At 60.7% G+C, this 19,755-nt stretch carries 17 protein-coding genes and 1 pseudogene; 7 read left to right on the top strand and 11 right to left on the bottom strand.

Annotation, left to right across the window (positions count from 1 at the left end; all coding sequences use genetic code 11):
• Positions 1 to 16: 16 nt before the first annotated feature.
• Entirely contained in the window at positions 17 to 1,438 is a 1,422-nt protein-coding gene (locus QQL78_RS19490) for a phospholipase effector Tle1 domain-containing protein (protein WP_138865831.1), read from the bottom strand.
• Between the two features lie 174 nt (positions 1,439 to 1,612).
• Between QQL78_RS19490 and QQL78_RS19485 the strand changes: the two are divergent.
• From QQL78_RS19485 to QQL78_RS19455, 7 genes and pseudogenes are all read left to right on the top strand, one after another.
• Positions 1,613 to 1,849 (top strand): annotated as a pseudogene (locus QQL78_RS19485) (WGR domain-containing protein); the annotation flags it as partial.
• Positions 1,850 to 2,021: 172 nt separating this feature from the next.
• Complete coding sequence (locus QQL78_RS19480) at positions 2,022 to 3,257, top strand: nucleotidyltransferase domain-containing protein (RefSeq protein WP_138865833.1); 1,236 nt, start codon at positions 2,022 to 2,024, stop codon at positions 3,255 to 3,257.
• Positions 3,257 to 4,975, top strand: a complete 1,719-nt coding sequence (locus QQL78_RS19475) for a ThiF family adenylyltransferase (protein WP_138865834.1) — start codon at positions 3,257 to 3,259, stop codon at positions 4,973 to 4,975. The genes QQL78_RS19480 and QQL78_RS19475 overlap by 1 nt, the downstream gene beginning before the upstream one ends.
• A complete protein-coding gene (locus QQL78_RS19470; protein WP_284376287.1) occupies positions 4,965 to 5,477 on the top strand; it encodes a M67 family metallopeptidase in 513 nt (170 codons plus the stop codon). Before QQL78_RS19475 ends, QQL78_RS19470 begins: the two co-directional genes overlap by 11 nt.
• A 92-nt stretch (positions 5,478 to 5,569) precedes the next feature.
• On the top strand, positions 5,570 to 6,697 hold the full coding sequence (locus QQL78_RS19465) for an SAVED domain-containing protein (RefSeq protein ID WP_138865836.1): 1,128 nt from the start codon (positions 5,570 to 5,572) through the stop codon (positions 6,695 to 6,697).
• A 126-nt stretch (positions 6,698 to 6,823) separates the two neighbouring features.
• Positions 6,824 to 8,365, top strand: coding sequence for a nucleotidyltransferase (locus QQL78_RS19460; RefSeq protein ID WP_284376284.1), 1,542 nt, complete (start codon positions 6,824 to 6,826; stop codon positions 8,363 to 8,365).
• Between the two features lie 16 nt (positions 8,366 to 8,381).
• A complete protein-coding gene (locus QQL78_RS19455) occupies positions 8,382 to 9,524 on the top strand; it encodes an SAVED domain-containing protein (protein WP_138865838.1) in 1,143 nt (380 codons plus the stop codon).
• 227 nt (positions 9,525 to 9,751) lie between these two features.
• Here QQL78_RS19455 and virB11 read toward each other — a convergent pair whose 3' ends face one another.
• The 10 genes from virB11 to QQL78_RS19405 all read right to left on the bottom strand — a co-directional run bounded on the left by virB11 (position 9,752) and on the right by QQL78_RS19405 (position 19,755).
• Entirely contained in the window at positions 9,752 to 10,732 is a 981-nt protein-coding gene (gene virB11 / locus QQL78_RS19450) for a P-type DNA transfer ATPase VirB11 (protein WP_284376280.1), read from the bottom strand.
• Positions 10,732 to 12,156 carry a TrbI/VirB10 family protein gene (locus QQL78_RS19445; RefSeq protein ID WP_284376278.1) on the bottom strand — a complete coding sequence of 475 codons (1,425 nt, stop codon included), beginning with the start codon at positions 12,154 to 12,156 and terminating at the stop codon, positions 10,732 to 10,734. The genes virB11 and QQL78_RS19445 overlap by 1 nt, the downstream gene beginning before the upstream one ends.
• A gap of 2 nt (positions 12,157 to 12,158) precedes the next feature.
• The gene (locus QQL78_RS19440; RefSeq protein ID WP_284376276.1) at positions 12,159 to 12,881 is read right to left on the bottom strand and encodes a TrbG/VirB9 family P-type conjugative transfer protein; all 723 of its coding nucleotides are present in this window, start codon (positions 12,879 to 12,881) and stop codon (positions 12,159 to 12,161) included.
• Between the two features lie 5 nt (positions 12,882 to 12,886).
• Complete coding sequence (locus QQL78_RS19435) at positions 12,887 to 13,567, bottom strand: VirB8 family type IV secretion system protein (RefSeq protein ID WP_284376275.1); 681 nt, start codon at positions 13,565 to 13,567, stop codon at positions 12,887 to 12,889.
• A 17-nt stretch (positions 13,568 to 13,584) separates the two neighbouring features.
• Complete coding sequence (locus QQL78_RS19430; protein WP_284376273.1) at positions 13,585 to 14,598, bottom strand: TrbL/VirB6 family protein; 1,014 nt, start codon at positions 14,596 to 14,598, stop codon at positions 13,585 to 13,587.
• A complete protein-coding gene (locus QQL78_RS19425; RefSeq protein ID WP_284376271.1) occupies positions 14,599 to 15,033 on the bottom strand; it encodes a hypothetical protein in 435 nt (144 codons plus the stop codon).
• Positions 15,030 to 15,797, bottom strand: coding sequence for a type IV secretion system protein (locus QQL78_RS19420; protein WP_284376269.1), 768 nt, complete (start codon positions 15,795 to 15,797; stop codon positions 15,030 to 15,032). The genes QQL78_RS19425 and QQL78_RS19420 overlap by 4 nt, the downstream gene beginning before the upstream one ends.
• Positions 15,794 to 16,906 (bottom strand): lytic transglycosylase domain-containing protein, encoded by a 1,113-nt coding sequence (locus QQL78_RS19415; protein WP_284376267.1) that lies wholly within the window; start codon positions 16,904 to 16,906, stop codon positions 15,794 to 15,796. The genes QQL78_RS19420 and QQL78_RS19415 overlap by 4 nt, the downstream gene beginning before the upstream one ends.
• A 202-nt stretch (positions 16,907 to 17,108) precedes the next feature.
• Positions 17,109 to 19,487, bottom strand: a complete 2,379-nt coding sequence (locus tag QQL78_RS19410; RefSeq protein WP_284376265.1) for a VirB4 family type IV secretion/conjugal transfer ATPase — start codon at positions 19,485 to 19,487, stop codon at positions 17,109 to 17,111.
• Positions 19,477 to 19,755: a VirB3 family type IV secretion system protein gene (locus tag QQL78_RS19405; protein ID WP_284376263.1), complete on the bottom strand. Its 279-nt coding sequence runs from the start codon at positions 19,753 to 19,755 to the stop codon at positions 19,477 to 19,479. Before QQL78_RS19405 ends, QQL78_RS19410 begins: the two co-directional genes overlap by 11 nt.

Raw genomic sequence — 19,755 nt, 5'->3', positions numbered from 1 at the left:
GCCGTCGACTAGTCCCCTATTCGTCGTAGTAGAATTTCAAGTCGCGTCGCTCTTTCAACTGGGCAGGTCGGTAGGGCTTAACCTCGCCACACTGGGCGACGGCCTTGGCTCGCATGCGCTCTTCGACTGAAGGATGGAGCGGGAAGTCGTCGCCAACTGCGCGAATTCCCTTCTTCCAGCGGATGCGGAGGGGGCCAAATGCTACCAACGCGTCTTCGCGGTGCTGCAAACCCAGAGGGTCAGGGGCGCGGTTCAAGACGTTCTCGTTGATCTGGATCGACGGCACGCAGTCTTTCAATTCGTCGACCATCCAATCGAGGGCGATATCGCTCAGGCGGGACTCTGCCTCGGGATAGCTTCCGCCGATGTCGCTATGGCAGCCCGGGAACCAGACCTGCTTCAACCACTTCGGCTCTCGATCTTTGGTTTCGATCGCGGCCGCCTTGGATGCCCATCCGACCCTTGGAAAGTCAGCACGGTCTTCGTCGATCGCCATGGCGTGACGGGCGTGTTGGACATCGGGATCAAGCCACTTGTCGTAGTTGCGCTTGTTCCAAGCCGCGAAATGACCCGTCTTGAGAATCTGCGGCCAATCGGTTGGGTGCCATAGCGTCAGTTTGTGCTCAGGATCGTCAGAGAAATATTTGAAGTTGTCGAGCAACAGGGAACCAAGCTGCCAAAGAAGCGCTACTAGTAGGACGCCGAGTGGAACAACCAAAAGCCAAGACCACCCGAATGCAGCACCTGCGGCAAAAGCCGCTCCGACCCCGAAAGTGACGCCCCAGACCAAGGTGCGGACAACTGCCGTTCGCAGTGATGCCACCGTGTCGAAGACCCCGATGAAGGTAGGCTGAACGTTGCCTTGGTTGTCTTCACCTTCATTGGGAAAGCTCGAATACTTCTTGCGGAATCGTTTGCCGAGCTCTTCACGGTTCTTGAAGTAAGGATCTTGTCCGCGCGGTTTTCCAGCACCGTGATTATACACGAATTTTACAGCGTCCTTGGCGATCTTGCGCAATCCGGGGCCGTAACGCGGGACCGGCGAACCATCTGGCATCTGCGTCGGGACACCGCAGAGGTTCATAACGTTTGCCAGTGCTCTTACTGTGTAGGCCCCGCGCGAGAACCCAAACAGCAGCACGCGATCACCGGGCTCGTAATGGGCGATGATCTGCTCGTAGCAATCGATGATGTTGTGGTCGATGCCAGTTCCGACGGCGCTTTCCAGGATCGGCTTGATCCGACCGAAAAACCCACCGCGTTCTCCTGTTCCCAGGCCCGGGTCGTAAAAAGCCACTTGGTCCTTAGGGCTAATTGGTGAATCTGGGCCGGGACGCATGGCTCGATACATTTTGTAGACATTCGACAGCCGTTGGTCCGGCCTGGCGCCACCCATCTGGCCGGTTCCGTCCGAGAATATGCAGATGTTCTTTACCATTTGTCGCCCTATTCAAGAACACGAAGTACAGTCGAAGTCCTAAACCTGCAGCAGTTCTGCCATGCTAGGAGTGAGTGCAGCGGAAATGTTTCGCCCGAGTCGGGAAAAATTAGAACATAGTGGAAACACGGATGTCCACCTGATATTGTGGCGCACAAGAAAGGAGTGCCCAATATGTTGGACAAGAAGCAGCAAATGGAAGTGTTCCCGACGACGATCGATCTCAAGCGGATCGATCCGTCTCTCAACATGCGGCGCTTCTATCGAATGAGCGTTCAGTCAGAACTCTTTGGCGGCGCATGTCTCGTGCGGGAATGGGGCCGCATCGGGTTTCGAGGACAGATGCTAATCGAACAGCACCCCGACGAGGGTATCGAGCTGCTGTCGATCAACGAGAGCAGCGGGTCTCGGGTGTGCCAATCGTTAGCGATGCCATTGCCGCCAGCCAAGACGAACGTAAAATCAAGAGCATACGGGCTGAAGAGCCATAGAAAATCTGCAAATACGGTTCCGCAAAAAGGTTGAAAAGTCGGGGCCAAACGAACATCTTTAAGTTGAGGTCGATTGAGTTAGGAAGTTGATGATGAACACGAGTTCGAACATAGGTTTTGGCTATAACGTCGCGATTGAAAAACTTGCTGAAGAATTGGCAGTGCCACAAGATCGCTTTGATCAAGCCGAACGACGCTACAAGGACCTTGGCGAGTTCTTGCATCGCGATGAGTCCAAGGTTCGTGACCATGATCCCGATGTCTATATTCAAGGCTCGTTCGCGCTCGGCACGCCGATCAAGCCGACGTCAAAGAACGAAGACTACGATCTCGACATCGTTGTTTCTTTCCGGTCTCTGACAAAAGCGCAGATTACCCAGGCAGATCTCCGCGCTCATCTGCTGGCTGAGCTCGAGGCGTATCGCGATGCGCGAGGGATCAAAAACGAGGTAGGTGAGTCTAGAAGGTGCTGCACCTTGATCTACGCCGATGGTGCGCAATTTCACATGGACGTGTTGCCGGCGGTTCCAGACGAGGCAAATATGCGCGCGATCCTTTCTACTTACCTCGCGGATCAAGCGCTTGCGGAAGGTGCGATCGCCATCACCGACAGCGATAAGGCTGAAACTTACCATGTCATTACGGATGATTGGCGCACGAGCAATCCCAGGGGCTTTGCCGCATGGTTCAAGTCAAGGCAGATCGAACAACTGAACGAACGTAGAAGGGCAATCCTGGACGCCCAAGGCAAAGTGACAGCGAGTGTGGAGGACGTCCCGGTATTTCGGGTAAGAACACCTCTCCAGTCATCCATCATGATTTTGAAACGTCACAGAGATGAGTGGTTCGCGGCGCGGGATAAGGACCTGAAGGTTATCAGTGTGATCCTCACGACGCTCTCGACCCATGCGTATGCAGGCGAAGCAAGGGTATCGGATGCAATTGCCAAGATTCTGAGGGATATGCATCTCGCGATCGAAGAGCGGAATGGGGTGTCATGGATCGCCAACCCTACGGACCCTTCAGAGAATTTTGCGGATAGGTGGGAAAAATTTCCCGGGCGCCGGGAATCCTTCTTCAAGTGGCTGGAGGCTGCTCGAACGGATTTTGGTGCCGTTCAAAGGTTCAGCGACACAAATATTGTTCTAAACGAGCTCTCACGAAATCTTGGAAGCACCCTCGTTGAAGGTGCGCGCTCGAGGGTAGCGACATCTGCGGGGTCACGTGCGGCATCCGTTGCTCCTGCCGCTGCAGCCGGGGCTTCTGCGCCCGGTCTCGTCTTTGGTGGTGAGGATCGGAGGCCGACGGAGCCAAAAGGTTTTGGTTGATGGACTTCACAGTCGGCGAAGCGCGGCTAATCCGTGAGTGTGAAGAGCTCGCTGACCTAGCCGCGGCATCAGATTGGCTGGAAGAACCCCAATTCAGCAAAAACGCCGATGGCCTGCTGACTTGGTCGTTTGTTCTGCTCGCCGGGGAGCGTCGCATTCCATTGCGGCTGGTTTTCCCAGCACTTTTTCCAGATCTGCCACCATTTGTACTTCCAGCCGACAGCTCGGTCCGGCTATCCCAGCACCAGTATGGCGAGGGTGGCGAACTATGCCTTCAGTATAGACCGGATAACTGGCACCCCGACTGCAAAAGCACGGATGTGGTCCGGAGTGCCAAAGCACTTCTCGAGGCAACCCCAAAGGACGATGCTTTCTCAGACGTGGAAAGCGCTCATCCAGCCGACTTACCTTCGTTGCTCTCGGGGTGCTCCCGGCGCTTCATGCTACCGCCTGACACCGCACGGCTTTTAAGGTTGCGCCTTGCCGGACACGCAACCGATATTCATATGACTTTGGAGCGCCGGGTTGGGGGTTCTGAAGTTCTTGTTGCTCGCATCGCGAGCATCGGGCTGGATTCTGGTTTACGGGTGCCGATTGATGGTGCGGGATTTGGGGGAAGGGTGGTCCCTGGGGTCCTATATCGATTGCCCGATATTCGACAAATTCCAGATCTGCATCCCGAAGAGCTGAAGGGGCTCCTGTACCAGTACCTGCCTTCATGGCTCCGTAAATGGGTAGAAGACGCCGGCGACATGTTGGTTGTCATGTCAAATGGTAGGCGAGAGGTATTGCTGCGCGTTCGGCACAACGGATCGAAACGAAAGATTGACCTGTTTCATACCTTTGAACCGCCGAAGGCTAGAGAACGCCGACTCCACGGGAAGATGTTTCGAGAATCTAGCATCTGCATCATTGGCGCAGGTTCGCTGGGATCAAAAGTGGCCGCCAGTCTTGCGCGCGAAGGCGTCGGTCATTTCATGTTGCTGGATAATGATGTTCTTTGGTCCGACAACTTGGTTCGAAACGAACTCGATGAAATGGATGTGGGGCATCACAAGGCAGTTTCTCTAAGGCACAGATTGTTGCGAATAAATCCGGCAGTAAAAGTCGGTGCTTTGGGTATGAGTCTGACGTCTCAATCCGCTGTCCAGCATATTGCTCAGTTGAGCGAGATCATCAGCACTTGTGATCTCGTCATAGATACGACGGCTGATAGCGGAGTGTTTCGAATGGCAGCGGCCATTTGCACGCAGAAGCGTAAACCCCTCGTTTGGGGACGAGTCTACGCGGGAGGGCTCGGAGGATTGATTGCACGAAGTATCCCGTCTGAAGATCCGCCACCACTGACCGCTGCAACTCAATTGCGAGCATGGTGCGACGAGAAAGGTATGGCACCGCCAGAGGGCCGCGAGCACAATTACGGGGTGCAAGGTGATGACGACGATGAACCCCTCTTCGCTTCTGACGGCGATGTGGGTGTCATTGCCAATAGGCTGGCACGTCACGCCCTAGACGCCCTGGCAATCACAGAGATGAGAGTTCATCCGGAACCTGCCTACTTTGTCGGGCTGCGCAAAGGTTGGATCTTTGATCATCCCTTCGACACCCACCCAGTTATTTTCGCTCCTCACGAAGGATGGGAAAAGGGCAGCACTAGTTGTGCAGAAGAGGGCGTTGAACGCGTCATGACTCACCTTGGAGTACAAGATGACGCTTAGCCTCACAGTCTCACGCTCGCAGCTTGCTAAACTGCAGACCCACCTCAAGAAGGGCGGCAACCGCGAGATCGGCGGGTGGTTGGTTGCAGAACAGACAGCTCCGGGAAAATTTGATCTCGTCGGTTTAACCGTCGATCTTGAGGCAGGGACACGAGAGCGTTTCGATAGTTTACCTGAGCCCCACTCACAACAGATGGATCGGATCTTGCTGGAGAATAGCGGTCGCGCTGGACGGGTTGACTATCTTGGCGAGTGGCACTCGCACCCGACATTCCCACCAATACCTAGCGAGATCGACGTGGCCGCGATGACGGATATGGTAGAAAACAGCGGACCTTCGTTTGCGGCGTTGGTTATCGTCCGTCTAATCGCCAACGCCTCGATTCAGGCTACTATTACCACGTTTCAACGTGGCCAATTGCCCGAGGCCGGCCAGTTGATAATTGCGGATGAAGTTTCAGAAGCTGAATTTGGCGAGGGTTGGCAACTGCCGGAACACTAGCATCATTCGGTAGCCTGAAATTGGTTGGGTCCTCGACTGACCATCCCATCGTAACTCGCTGTGGCGGCACTATTCAAAAATGGAGCAGAAAATTGTCTAGTTCAAACATCCCGGCCAAGATTCAGACCCAATTGTGGGCTTTGGCGGCGGGTCGATGTGAATTTTCAGGATGCAACAAGCTCCTTGTCGGGGATCTAATCGCTGGCAAGGAAGACGGAAAGTTCGGTTTCATCGCGCATATTGTGGCAGATAGCGAGAATGGTCCGAGGGGTGACAAAGTCCGTTCGCCACTTCTCGCCCGCGACATCAGCAACCTGATGCTAATGTGTCCCGTCCATCACAAGGAAATCGACGTAGATCACGTGGACGACTATCCGGAAGAAACGCTCGTGGCAATGAAGCGCGAGCACGAAGAGCGGATCGAGACTGTTACAGATATGGACTCTGACCGCGCAGCTCATGTGCTCCGTTTCGCGGCAACTATCGGCCAGATGGACTCGCTGGTTTCCACCAAAGCCATCTTTGCCGCTATGCCTCCCGACAGACATCCGGCGGAGCGACGAACCATCGACATCGAGCTAAATTCCGAAATCAAGGATGATGAACCGGGATTTTGGGGCATGCAAAGCGCGCATCTGCATCGTCAGTTTCAACGCAAGGTGAAGGAGCGGATAGAGCAGAAGGAGATCCTTCAGTTGAGTGTGTTTGCGCTTGCTCCGCAGCCTCTTCTCATTGAGCTCGGTACATTGCTGGGTGACATCATGCCCGTGTGTGTTCACCAAAAATATCGCGAGCCATCTACTTGGAAATGGCAACTCCACCAGCCGTCGATAAATTTCAAAATTGGCGAGTACTCTGGGCCGAAGGACGTACCAGTCGCCCTCAAGCTGGCGCTCAGCGCGACCGTAGATGATCAGAGAATTCGCTCGGTTCTGGGCGATAACGCTGCAATCTGGTCGATCACGGCAGAGGATCCTCATAACGACATCATGCGAAGACAGGACGATCTTGCAATCTATAAGACTCACCTTCGCAGGCTCTTTGATCGGATCAAGGCCCACCACGGCGAGGATGCGACTATCAACGTATTTCCTGTTCTTCCGGCTTCCGCGGCTGTCGAAACGGGTCGCTCTCGAATGCCCAAAGCCGATCTGCCTTTGGTGATCTACGATCAAAAACCGGGGAAGGGGTTCGAGCCAACGATCAAGATTAGCGCTTAGGCCATTGTAAATCACCGAGCGCAAATTTTCATACCTTCGCGGGATTGGCCGCCTCTCTTCTATTCAGCCCTGCCTTCGCCAAATCAGTAGACGACGGGCATAAGCACCGTATGGTGGTTTAATATAATGGAATTCCCTTTGACGAATACCAGGCCTGTTGATCAATTATTGGAAGACTTAGTTGAGGAGCTTCAGGTCCCGCCCGGTCGGTATGAACAGGCTGAGCGCAGTTACAAGTCGCTCGGCGAGTGGTTGCACCGGCCGGACTCGACTGTTCGGGATGACAGTCCCGACGTGTATGTGCAGGGTTCATTTCGGCTGGGGACTGCAATACGGCCCGCGTCAGACGAAGAAGACTATGACATCGATATGGTCTGCCGCCTCGATTACGAGAAGTCGGCACTGACCCAGGCAGAGCTGAAACGTCGCGTCGGCGTCGAAGTCAAAGCCTATGCCCGGCGATATGGCATGAGCAAACCCGAAGACGGGCGCCGTTGCTGGACCCTGGTCTACGCAGATGGCGCACAGTTTCACATGGATGTTCTGCCTGCGGTGCCTGACTTCGAGAAGCGGCGCTATCTGAGTGAAGCGGGCCCCGCGCTTGCCCGACTGGGGGCAACTGCGCTCGCGATCACAGACAAGGAACACGACGGCTTCCGGCAGGAAGGCGGCCGCTGGCCGCGCAGCAATCCCAAAGGCTATGCGCTCTGGTTTCGCGATCGGATGGGCCAGGCGTTCAGAAGTCGTGCTCTCAACGAGGCGCGCAGGATGCAGGCCAGCGTTGAGGATGTTCCTGCATGGCGGGTGCGTACCCCTCTGCAGGGCGCTATCCAGATCCTTAAACGCCATCGCGATCTCATGTTCAGCGACCGGCCGGATGACAAGCCGATCTCCATCCTGATCACGACCCTTGCTGCACATGCCTATAACCAGGAGGAACGCCTCTCCGATGCGCTGTTCTCGATCCTTCACGGAATGGACCGGTATATTACCCGTCGCAATGGCGTGGACTGGCTCGAAAACCCGGCCGACCCCGAGGAAAATTTTGCTGACAAGTGGGAGGAGCACTCCGAACGCCGGGACGCATTCCATGAGTGGCTTCAGCAGGCCCGCAGCGATTTTGCATCGGCACACCAGGCTCTCACTGCCGACGGTGTTGGCGCCGTCCTCAGCGAACGCATGGGGCAGGGGCTGGTCGAACGCGCACTGGGCCGTCGCAATCCGGCCAGGAAACCGGGTGTTCCCGCGCGGCTGGTCCGTGCGGTGAATCTCGTCCTTGCGCCAGCCTATATGCGAAGACCGCGATGGCCGCAGGCTGCGGAAGGTAGCGTGACTATTCGTACGGCGAGCTTCACGCAGCAGGGATTCAGGCCGCAGAGCTTCGTGAGCAATGGCGCGCCGCTTCCCAGAAATTGCAGCCTGCGCTTTGTGGCGGACACAACGGTGACCGGGCGTTTCAAGGTCTACTGGCAGATCGTGAACACCGGAAGGGAAGCCGAGGATGCGGATTGCCTGCGTGGGGGCTTCAGCCCGGACGCGGCGGTCCGGGGAGGTCTGTCCCATTCTGAGAGCGCCCTCTATCGGGGCCAGCACAGCATTGAGTGTTTCATTGTGAAGAATGGCAAACTGGCCGCGCGCAGCGGTCAGTTCATCGTAAATATTGGCTGATCCGGAGGCTGAAGACATGTCGTTCTGGCGCAAACATGGTGACCGGTTTTTCGATGGATTGATCACCTATGTCTTCCGGTTCCCGTCCTGGCCGTCGAGGTTGCTGCGTGCCGGTGTCACATTGATCGTCGCCGGGTTGGGCGTCGGCGGGCTGGCCGGTGATCTTTCCTGGATCGATGCGGACCGCGTCCTGCGGCTGGTCGTGCAGGCGGATGGTGGCGGGCTATCGGTCTACTGGTCCCAGATCACCGTCTTCCTCGGCATTCTGCTCCTCGCTGCGGGGGGTGTCCTTGGTGTGATCGATCACATCGCCGACCGGCGGCAGCTCAGGAAGCAGAGCGTGGTTGTGCTGGAGCACCGCGGGCTGCACCAGACCGTTGATACTCCCCTTGCCTCTGCCGTGCCGAAGCACCTGAAAGGCCGTATCGATCTCCTGCCGGTCGACCACCGGCAGTCGACCTCAACGAGTCAGATCAGCAGTCCCGAAGATGCACTCTCACAGATTGCCGGGTTGCGGCAACAGCTTCGTCAGAAGCGTGATGCGGCGGGTCCTGGCAACGTCAGGCTGGTCTACGGTGGCATGGCTCCGGTTCCGCTGACGTTCCTGACCGGTATGATGGTTGGCAATGAAGCCGGTCTCACCGTGATGGACTGGGATCGTTTCGCAGAAAAATGGCGCGAACCTGACGGCGAAGATGACGGAGACCGGTTCGGCGTTTTCGGAGACGAAGGTCTGAAGGACGATGTTCCGGAGGTAGCTTTGGCCGTCGCTGTTTCCTACCCGTCGGACGCAGACGGTATCAGGGCGACTCTCGGTGATATGCCTCTGATCCGCCTCGCTTTGCCAACTGTGAGCACGACGGCGCACTGGTCTGCCGACAAGCAATCTGCCATGGCGAAAGACTTCACGGATCTTCTGGGTGACCTCATGGCGAAAGGGGTCAAACGCGTTCACCTGTTCATCGCAGCCCCCAACAGCGTTGTATTCACTCTGGGCCGGCACCTCGATGACAGGCTGCATCCCGAGGTGCTGGTCTACCAGTACGAGCGTTCGGCGTCGCCACCGTTTCCCTGGGCGGTTCAGATGCCCACCCACGGGCGGAGTGCAGCGCAGATTGTCAGAAGTGTCGCGATAGCAATCCCTTCCACAGCGAACTGACGAATTACAGGTGACTTGCGGCGAGGTCGGCGCATAATGTTTGATGAGCAAGCCGGCTCTGGCGAGGAACGCTAGGGTCGAGAAACTCCTCTATTTAGCTGTTAATCCCATGTTTTTGTGGGGGGAATTACCAATTCACCGCCCTAAAGAAGTCCGCTTCGGGTATTGGAAGGCAAGGCCAGCGTCGCGCTGTCGCAAACCCGCTCAGCGCTTTTGTTCTGGGGCTTTCAAGACCCCGGCAGATAGAATTCCGTAATCCCCCGCTTCCCTTCGGCCCGCCCCAGCTGCACGATTACATCGATGGATTTCCGGATATATTCCCGAACTTCGGCGAAGGTCAGCGGCGTGCCAGCCTGCAGCACCATGATCGCAAGCCGATCGATGGCAAGTGCAGCGGTTTCAGCGTGGATGGTGGAGACCGACCCGCCATGGCCGGTGTTGATGGCCTCGAGATAAGTCAGGGCCTCGGCGCCGCGCAGCTCGCCGACGATGATCCGGTCGGGGCGCATGCGGAGGGAGGCTTGGAGGAGGGCGTTGGCGCTGCGTTGTGAACCGGCACCTCGGTCGGCCAGGAGAGCGACGGTGTTTGGTTGGCCGGGGAAGAGTTCGAAGGCGTCTTCGATGGTGATCAGCCGTTCGTGTTCGTTTACATGCGTCAGAAGGTGCCGGGCGAAGGTGGTCTTGCCGGTCGAGGTGCCGCCACTGATCAGGACATTGAGCTGGGCCTCGACCAGAGTCCGCAGCGCCGCCTCGAGGTTCTCCTCGGCGAGACTGGCAATGTTCTTCATCTTCTCGGCGCGGAGTGCATCGAGCGAGACGGCCTTGCCGAAGAGATAGGTGGGTGTGTAGTCTCGGACGCTGCCCGACGCGAAGAGGCGGATGGTGATCGAGGCGCCGCGATCGATGGCGGGCGGTACGGCAACCTGGACCCGGAGGGGACGGCCCGCATATTCCACCTTGCCGGAGACGAGGGGGTTCTTTTCAGAGACGCGGGCCTTGGCGTCGCCGACGATGGTCTGGGCCATGTTGAGGGCTGTGGTCCGGTCCACGGTCTGGCCGTCGTGGCGCATGGTGGCGTCGCCCGCGACCTCGAGCCAGACCTTGCCATCCGGGTTGATCGCGATCTCGACCACGTCGTCACGCCTTAGGAGGTCGCGGAACGGGTCGAGATAGCGCTCGAGGTATGAGGCTGGTGATGCCTGATCCATCAGTAAATCACCACATCCCGGTCCACGAGCACGGTGACCGACGCGCCTTGATCGACATAGATCGTCGGCGCGATCGACACCTGGTCGGCGATGACCGATCCGACCGCGTCCTGAAGATCGCTGCCAACATCGCCCAGGACGATGCTGGTGGTTTCATTGTTGGCGCTTTCCGCCGCCACCGCAGGCGCGGCTCCGATCACGGAAATCAGTGCAGCTCCGCCGAAGCGCTCGGCAAACTTGGTGTCAACGAGACCGGTTAGGCCCGAGCGGCCAAGCTGATCGCCGCCCACGGCGGCGATCTCCATCGAGGTACCGTCCGGGGTCAGGACGCGGGTCCAGAGGATCAGGATGCGCTTCTGGTTCATCTCGATCCCGGAGCGGTATTGGCCAAAAAGGCGGGAGCCCCGGGGGATCAGGATCCGGTCCCCGGAGAAGGCCGGGACCGGCTCGGAGACCACCGCCACGACAGACCCGGGCAGATCGCTGTTGATGGCGGTCTGGAGCGCCGCCTGGATGACAGACCCTTGGGTCAACGTGCGTTCGGGATGGGTGAGGCGGGCGGCCTCCTGCACCTCGAGCGGCCGCGCACTCTGCAGGAACTGCTCGTTTCCTGACAGGACCGGGCCCCCGGTTCCAGCGGCAGCAGGATCGGCGACCGCCGCGCCACTTTGGCCACCCCGTGGACCGTCGGCAAAGACTACGGCGGGGGATTTGATCTGCGCGGTCAGAAGCTCCTCGGCGACCCGTTCAGCCTCGCGCTGGCGCTGCTCCTCTTCCTGACGCCGGCGTTCTTCGAGAAGCCGCTGATCGGCAATCAGCCCTTCGCGGTCAAGCTCGGCCTCGAGCCCCTCGCGCTGCGCCCGTTCGGCATCGAGCATGGCCTGCAGCCCTTCGATGCGGGTCTCGGTCTGGCGTTGGAGGTTAGCGAGTTCGGTTTCCTTGGCGGCGAGCGTCGCTTCAAGCGCCGCCTTCTGTTCATCGAAGGCCTCGCGCAGGTCCGAAACGGCGGATTGGATTTCCGAGTTGCGGGCGGCCTGGCTGGCGGCGAGGGCCTCGCGGAGCTTGGCGATCTCGGCCAACACCTCGGCGCTTGGCTCGGGGGCCGGGGCGGCTGGTACGTCGAGGGCTTCCTCGACGGCGATCAGCGCGTCATTGACCCGTTGCTCGGTCTCGTCGGGTGGAAACTCCAGCCGCCCGCCGGTGCCGGGCCGGCGGTCCTGGAAGGTTTCGACGTCGGAGGTTTCGAGCGCGCTATCGCCCTCTTGCAGGCCGGTCGCCAGGAAATACGCGACCCCGGCCCCGCCGACGGCGAGGGCGGCGGCGAGGGCACCGACCCCGAGGCTGGTGCCCCGGCGTTTGGATTTGCCGCGCTGGCTGAACTGGTCGAGACGGTCCTGCAGGTCGGGAGGGGTTTGATCGGCCATGGTCAGTTGCTCACGTAGATCGCGCTTTCGTCGCGCCAGGCGCAGATCGCCTCGTCGCCGATGCGCAGCGTCCAGTAGGTGTTCACCCCGAGCACCCGGACGGTGTTGCCTTGCTGGGTCCAGTTCACCGTGCGCTCGCGGCCCTGGTCATCGGCCTTGAAAAGGGCGGGCTGGCGGCCATTCTCCGGAAAGACGAAATACGTGTAGCGCCCGTCGTCGTAGATATGGCTGGGGCGGAAATCCCCTTCTCCCGAGACGCGGTAGTTGTAGTTGCGCGGGGCCTCAAAGCCCTTGGGCTGGGTGGCACTCGCCGCGCGGCGCTCCTCGTCGGGGTAACGGAAGCGCACCTCGAAGAACATGCCGGTGCGGTTCGGGATCGAGCCCTCGCGCAGATGGAAGGAATAGGTGCGGCGGTTGGTGATCACCGTCATGTTGGTCGAGGCATTGGCCACATGCGGTTTGATCGTGAGCACATTGCCAAGCTCGGGGATCGGATCAACCTGGAAGCTCTCGGTGTCGCCGACAATCACCGCCTCGAACCGTTCCCCCGCCCCGAAATGAATCGTGGTCGAATGCCGCAGATCGGTCTCGATCCGGTAGACCTGGTTTTCATTGTAGACGGCGGTGCGGATGCGGATGTCGAGCGGGCCGCCTTGCGGCGTGGCCTCGGCATTGGCGGCAAGAGGAAGGGCAAGCGCCAGGAGGAGCGCGGGCAGGGATTTCATCTTGGTCAGTTCTCCAGGGTCTCGGCGTCGACGCGGTAGGAAGTCACCACGAAGCCCAAGGGGTTGGCCCAGACGTCCTGAAGGCGCTGGCGGGTTTCGGGTTGGAAGTCGTAGCCGACAGTGGCGACATAGGACCGGGTGACGGTGCGCGTGTCGCGCGGCCGGCGCAGCGTGCGGGTGAAGCGGACCTGGGCCACGCCGCGCTCGATCTGGTTCACGGACTTGATGACCACCTCGATCTTGGCGTCACGGCCATAGACCGTGATCGGGTAGTCCTCGTTGGTGGAGGACCAGAGATCGCGCAGCGTGCGGGCGGCGTCGCCATCCGAGCGGTCGAGCACCGAGTTGATGCGCTGCTCGCCATCGGTCAGGTCATAGGTCTCGCGATCATCGACATAGGCCACGAGATTGGCCTGGATGATGGCGTCGCTCTCCGAGAGCGTCAGCGCCTGTACGGCGGCCACGCGGTCCATGTCACCGGTTTCCTTGTCGACCACGACGACGAAGGTCTCGGTCGTTTTCAGCGGAAAGAGGCTCGCGCCCGCGACCATGCCGGCCACGCCAACCAGCACGCCTGCCGCCGCGACGAACCATGCAAAGCGTTCGCGCCGTCTTGGCCCGTAGATGAAATCCGCCTCGAAAGCGTCGCGGTCGGGCGCGGAGGAACTGGTCACAAGTTTCTTCAAGTCAGTCGTCTTTCACATCAGGGTTTGCGGAAGGCCTTGGCGGCGCTGAGTAGCGCGCCGGGGCTTTGCCGGATCAACTCACCTGTCTTCACCACGCCCGCATTGGCTATTTGGTTCAGCTCATGCGGGGACTTGCCGGTGACGAGGCGCGAGGCGGCACCCGTGCCATACTCCCGCGTGTTCACGAAACCCTGCCGCGCGAGCCCGGTCAGGCCCACGGCATTCGAGGCAATGCCGACGACGCCGGTGAGGTTGGACGCGATATAGGGGACCGAGGCCATGATCCCGGCGCTGAGGATCAGGATGACGAGAAAGGGCAGGATGAGGCTGACGGTCTCTACGGCGGCCGGGTCGGCAGAGGCATCTCCAATGGCTTCGGCGATGGCGACGATGATGCCTGCGGCCCCGGCGGCGGCGACGGGCATGAGCGCATAGCCGATGGTGGCGCGGGTCCAGGCCTCGAAGAGGGATTGGGTCGGTTTGAAGAGCGAGGTCACGATCATGAAGGGGGCGATCACGATCATCAGCGCGAAGACGATGCGGGCGAAGGCGATGATCCCGGCGGTGACGGCGGCGAAAACGGCGGAGAGGACGAAAAAGATGGCGCCCAGGACTGCGCCGAAAACCCAGCCCGCGCGGTCGCCGATCGTGTCGCCATAGGCGGTGATGCGTGCGACCATGTTGTCGAGGCTCTCATAGACCCCGGCCTCGTCGCCCGAACCAGTGAGGGCGAGGATCGAGGCGCCGACGGAGTCGGGCACCCGCGTGACGATGTCATAGATGACGCTGAAATTGTCCCAGCTCTGCGCGAATATCCCCACGAGCGCGACCTTCATTCCGAAAGCAAAGCCGGTGCCGAAGGGCAGGGGACGGAGTTGCATCACCGCGTTGATCCCGAGAAGCACGACAAGGAGCGCGGCCCCGGCGGAAATGACGTCGCCGACGGCACCCGCCGAGGAGACAAAGCCGTCCTGCGCCACGGTATCCACCGCGGTGTCGACCTGACTCAGGATGTCGCGAATAACGCCCATCTACTCTACGCAGGCCTCCTTAACTTGCGCCTCGAGCGCGTCCGCCTTGGCGTAGAGCTCGGGCACGTTGAAGGGGAGGCGTGGGTTGTCCGAGGTCTGGAACCGGGGCAGGGCGGTGAGGGCCTGATCCCAGGTGAACTGGTCCAGCAGACAGGTGCAGGCTTCCGACGCCAGCGCTTCTTCGGCGATCAGGATGCGCAGGATCGCGCGGTAGCCGTTGCGGAGATAGGCGGTCTCGGCGAGATCCACCGGGGGTTTGGGGACGCGGCACCCATCCTCTTCATCCCGTGCGATCTCCATCGAGGTGAAGGGCCGATCCTGACTTGATGCCGCGTCAGGCAAGACCAGGAGGCCCAGCGGCAGGGCAAGCGAAAGGCTCAGAAGTCCGGCTTCCATCAGGGTGAAGCGGCTCGGGGAAAGCATGGAGGTCCTCATGGATCCACCGCCATCGACCGGAACTTGCGCTCGTCCGCGAGGGTCGCAGCATCGACGACGCCAAGCTGGCCGGCACTGACGCCTTGCGCCGCTTCCAGCCGCCAGATCTGGGTCAGGATGATGCCGAGCTCGGCGGTGACGCGGGTGTTGAGATCGACGGCGGCCTTCAAGCCGTCCTGATCGTCGATGAGCCCGACCATGGTCTCGAGCCGCGCGAGGCTTTGACCCGCCTCCTCGTGGCTTTCCTGCGCGGCGACGGACAACATGGCGCTGGCCCCGGCCGAGGTGGCGATGCGGTTGTCTGCGGGCTGATCGGAGCCCGAAAGCGTGCTCAATCGTTCCGAGGTGAAGCCGCTGCCTGAAAGCACGCGCTCGACCGAGGCCGAGAGTTCTGCGCCCGGATTGAAGCCGCTCAGGAAATCGCCGCTCGCCAGCGATTGCGCGGTGTTGAGCGGGGCCACCAGCTTGCCACGCAGCGCGCGGAACTCCTCGACGGTGGCGAAGAGTTCTCCCAACCCGCTGCCCTCGATGAGGGAGGTCAGTTGCGCCTCGAGGTTCGTCAACTGCGAGAGCTGGGTTTCCAGTTCCAGCCGCATGGTCGCGAGCTGCTGCATCTGGACGTTCAGGTCCTCGGCCATGTGCTCGAGCTGCGCCACGAACTGCTGTAGCGCTGAACCATCGAAAGTCGGAACGCCTTGGGCCGTGGCGGGCGAGGCAAACCCGAGTGTAGTGACCGCCGCGGCGGTCAGGAGAAGGTGTCTCATTCGGGAACTCCCATCTGCATGAAATCGCGCTCGGCCAGCCGGTCGGCGACGAGGTGCTGTGCATAGGCCGCCTCGCGTTGCTGGTTTGCCGCCATCAGCCGGACGCGGAGATTGAGGATGCGGCCGATCTCGGCCTTGGCGTAGGTGTTGAGCTCCCAGGCCGCCTTGGCATTGGGTTGCGCATCGATCTGCAGGATGATCGCGCGCAACCGGTTGATGACCTGTTCGGTCGTGGCGGAACTGTCGGCGGCGTAATAGACGCCGGCCTCGGAGATGCTGGCATATTCGGCGAGCGCAAAATCCGAGGGCGAGAGCGTGCCGAGCGCATTGGCGCCACCCACAACGGCGAGGTATTCGTTGTAGAACTTCGAGATGTTGCGGACGTAGCCTTGGGTCTCGGCAAAAGGCGGCACGCCACCGTATTCGATCACCCGGCCCGGGCCCGCGTTATAGGCCGCGAGCGCATGGGGGATATTGCCGAAACGGTTGAGCTGGGTCGTGATGTAGCGCGCGCCACCGCGCAAGTTGTCTTTCACGTCATAGCGGTCGACGCCGAGATCGGAGGCGGTGCCGGGCATGAGCTGAGTCAGGCCATAGGCTCCGACCGGGCTTTGTGCGGCGACGTTGAAGCGGCTTTCCTGCTTGATCAGGGCCTGGAAAAGGCAGCGCCACTGGGTGGCTGAGAGACCGGCGCGGGCCATACCGGGTGCGCCAGCGAATTCGCCTGCCACCTCGACGATCATCATCTCGACGGTCTCACGGCCTTCGCCGAAAAGGCGGCTGTTCATCGGGCTTGGATCGGTATTGGGATAGACCGCCGCCACCCCGAAATCTGCATTACCCTCGAGCGCGCGGATATCGAAGCCGGGACCGGTGATGGCGGCGGTCATCTCCTCGAGGACGCGCAGCTGGTCGGCCTGAACGTCCGCCAGGGTCGACTCTGTCCGATCCTTGCCCTGCTGGACGCCAAGATCTTCGGCAAGCGCCGTCACCCGCGCGATGGCGCGACCGATCGCGGAATTATCCTGCGTCGGCACGCCCTGGGCTAGCGCGGGCAGGGCGCCAAGGCTGAGGCAGAGCCGGGCGGATATGATCGCGGCGCGGTTCATTCCGGACGGGGCAGGGGCTCGAAGGTGCAGTCGGGTTTGGCCGTTGCGTGAGCCGGTGCGCCCATGGTCGAGAAGGACAGGGCAGCGCGCGTCACCTGCGGCTCACCATTAAGTCCGAAGCAGGGCGAGGTTTTCTCGGTGTATTTCTCGCAAGCCGATAGCAGGCCCGCGGTAGCGCAAAGCGCCAGGAGGGGTTTTGAACTCATATCACATGTCTCCAGAAATCGGGATTGGCGCGCCAATCGGCAGGCACGCGGGCCTCGCCGGTGGCACCGCCGCCAAGGATGGGAAGGAGGTCTCCAAGCGCGGAGAGATCGGCATCGACGAAGACGCTATCGCCCGCCGAGCGCACAAGCGCGATGCGCTGGCCGATGGTGGGCTGGACGAGAAGGGCCGCCTCTTTGGCGTTCACGCGGAGGAAATCGTAATCCGAGATTGTGGCGCGGTCGTTCGGGAAGAGGATCTGGGTCGGTACTGTCTCGACGATGGTCTTGCCGACGCGGCTGTCGCGCAGCTGGCTTGGATATTGCGTCATCATGATGACGACGCAGTTCATCTTGCGCAGCGTCACCAGCCAGTTTTCGAGTCGCGCCCCAAAGTAGGGATCGTCCAAGAGCTTCCAGGCCTCGTCGAGCACGATGATGGTGGGGCGGCGATCCTCGACCACGCGTTCGATCTGGCGGAAGATGTAGGAGAGCACCGCCATGCGCTCGGTGGTCATGTCGAGGATCTCGGTCATATCAAACCCGACGATGTCGCCCGTGAGCTTGAGACCCGCCCCGCGTTCGGGTTCGTCAAAGACCCAACCGTAGCGCCCACCCGGCGCCCATTCGGCGACGCGGCTTTGCAACTCGCCATCATCATCAAGCGATTGAAACAGCGTCTCGAAACTAACGAAGCGTTGCAGCGCCGCGCCCGCATCGGCGTTCTGCCCGACGGCACTCTGGATATGGCGGGATTGCTCGCCCGAGAGCGTGCCATTGCGCGTGAGAAGGGTCGCAAGCCAGTCCGAGAGCCAGGCGCGGCCACGCTCATCGGTCTCGGTCGCAAGCGGGTTCAGCCCCGTGGGAACACCGGCCCGGATTTCGTTGTAGCGGCCTCCGAGGGCGCGCACGGCCATCTCGAGGCCGCGATCCTTGTCGAAGAAGAAGAGCCGAGCGCCGACCCGTTGCGCCTGCGCCGCGAGGAAGGCGGTGGTGAGCGTCTTGCCGGTGCCGGTGCGTCCCAGAACGAGGGTGTGGCCGACGGTCGGTTCCTTGCCAGGGCTGCCCGCCTCGTGGAAATTGAAGCGACAACCAGAGGTGCCGACCGTCGGCAGGACCGAAATGGTCTGACCCCAGGGCGACTGGTCCGGCCCGCGCCCCTCGACGCTGCCGTGAAGCGCCGCGAAATCTGCGAAGTTGATCGAGGAGATCGGCGTCTTGCGCGCCCGGTAGCCGAAGTTGCCGGGGGATTGTGCGAAGTAGGTGGCTTTCAGCGCCATGTTTTCGCGCACGATCACCGACATGATCTCCTGGCCGACGCGCTTGATCTGGGCGGCAGCACGCTCGAGCGTGTCGCGGTCTGGCGCATAGACCGCGATGGAGAGATGATGGTCCCCGAAGGCAATGCGTCCTGCCTCCTGGTCGTCCGCGGCCTGGCCGAGTTGTTCACGCAAGGAGACGGCGGCGTCGTCGGAGGCGTGCATTTGGCGGATGATCCGTTGGATGCGTTCGGCCATGATGTTGTTCGGGATCGGGCTGAAGGAATTCGTAAGCACGATGTCGAGGGGCAGGTCGAGCGCATCGAGAAGCGTGACATCCGTGAGTGCGGGGTAGGTCTTCATCGAAAAGAGCGCGCCGTATTTGACCTCGCCGGTCACGGCGTCGGTCAGGGTGACGACGTCGCCGTCGAAGGTCGCGCGGCAGTTGCTCAGGGTGTGCGACAGAGGCAGGGCACTTTGCCCGAAGGCGATGGGGGAGAAGCTGCCGGCATTCAGCGTGTTGAGATAGCCCAGCCATTCACCGCCCGACTTAGTGAGCCTGACGGGATTGGCCGAGGCAAGTGCCACCTCGAAGAAGCCCATGACCTCGTTAAGCTCCTGCAGGCGTGTCGCGCGATCCTTGACCCAGGCCTTGCGGGCCAGCGCCCGCAAGAGTGGAATGCGCGCCGAGATATCAGGCCGCCGGATGACGCTGAGATAGAGTTGGCGCTTGGCGGGGCGCAGGTCTTTGACATGGGCCTGCCAGCGCGCATCAATCGCGGCGGCAAAGCTATCTCCCTCGATGGGGCGCATCCCGAGATCCTGCGGCACGGAGATCCGGTGGATGTAGAAGCCGAAGGCATTGCCGGTCTGGGCGACGATGGCCGCGACCGCGCGTTTGAGCGCGTCGAGCCGGGCGTCCTCAGTGGTCATCGGGTTCAGACCATCAAGGCGCAGGGTCGCCAAGAGGTCGCCCTCGCGCAGCACCATCACATCGTCATCCGCGAGCGCGAAATACGGCAGGTGTTCGGCGAGATAACTCTCCCGCGCGAACTCCCTGCCGCCCGCTTGGAGGAGTGCCGTTCCATGAGTGGAAAGAGTGCCTGCGTCAAGCGCCAAAGCTGTCGCCTCCGTGCATGGCCCGGTTCTTCGTCGGGCGGACCGAGCCGTAGGAGACGCGCAGAACCTCGAAGAAATGCGGCTCGCGGTCGGCGACGAACCAGAGGATCGGATAGGCGACAAGGCCGATCAGGAAGAACACCATCGACTTGGTCCAGATGAACGGCAGAACGACCCCGGTCGCCAGCACCACGAGGTATCCGACAGGGAGGCCTAGATACTTGGGCGGTCGGGCGAGGCCCAGAAAAAGGGGGGATCGTTCTGCCAA

The organism is Sulfitobacter pacificus (assembly GCF_030159975.1).
Lineage (GTDB): Bacteria > Pseudomonadota > Alphaproteobacteria > Rhodobacterales > Rhodobacteraceae > Sulfitobacter > Sulfitobacter pacificus.
The sequence above is the reverse complement of the archived record's forward strand: the minus strand, read 5'-3'. Positions and strand labels throughout refer to the sequence as shown.

Excerpts from the sequence above, each read along its gene's own strand:
- QQL78_RS19490 (WP_138865831.1), bottom strand. The coding sequence starts at position 1,438 with ATGGTAAAGAACATCTGCATATTCTCGGACGGAACCGGCCAGATGGGT.
- QQL78_RS19480 (WP_138865833.1), top strand. The coding sequence starts at position 2,022 with ATGAACACGAGTTCGAACATAGGTTTTGGCTATAACGTCGCGATTGAA.
- QQL78_RS19475 (WP_138865834.1), top strand. The coding sequence starts at position 3,257 with ATGGACTTCACAGTCGGCGAAGCGCGGCTAATCCGTGAGTGTGAAGAG.
- QQL78_RS19470 (WP_284376287.1), top strand. The coding sequence starts at position 4,965 with ATGACGCTTAGCCTCACAGTCTCACGCTCGCAGCTTGCTAAACTGCAG.
- QQL78_RS19460 (WP_284376284.1), top strand. The coding sequence starts at position 6,824 with ATGGAATTCCCTTTGACGAATACCAGGCCTGTTGATCAATTATTGGAA.
- QQL78_RS19455 (WP_138865838.1), top strand. The coding sequence starts at position 8,382 with ATGTCGTTCTGGCGCAAACATGGTGACCGGTTTTTCGATGGATTGATC.
- virB11 (WP_284376280.1), bottom strand. The coding sequence starts at position 10,732 with ATGGATCAGGCATCACCAGCCTCATACCTCGAGCGCTATCTCGACCCG.
- QQL78_RS19445 (WP_284376278.1), bottom strand. The coding sequence starts at position 12,156 with ATGGCCGATCAAACCCCTCCCGACCTGCAGGACCGTCTCGACCAGTTC.
- QQL78_RS19440 (WP_284376276.1), bottom strand. The coding sequence starts at position 12,881 with ATGAAATCCCTGCCCGCGCTCCTCCTGGCGCTTGCCCTTCCTCTTGCC.
- QQL78_RS19430 (WP_284376273.1), bottom strand. The coding sequence starts at position 14,598 with ATGGGCGTTATTCGCGACATCCTGAGTCAGGTCGACACCGCGGTGGAT.
- QQL78_RS19425 (WP_284376271.1), bottom strand. The coding sequence starts at position 15,033 with ATGAGGACCTCCATGCTTTCCCCGAGCCGCTTCACCCTGATGGAAGCC.
- QQL78_RS19420 (WP_284376269.1), bottom strand. The coding sequence starts at position 15,797 with ATGAGACACCTTCTCCTGACCGCCGCGGCGGTCACTACACTCGGGTTT.
- QQL78_RS19415 (WP_284376267.1), bottom strand. The coding sequence starts at position 16,906 with ATGAACCGCGCCGCGATCATATCCGCCCGGCTCTGCCTCAGCCTTGGC.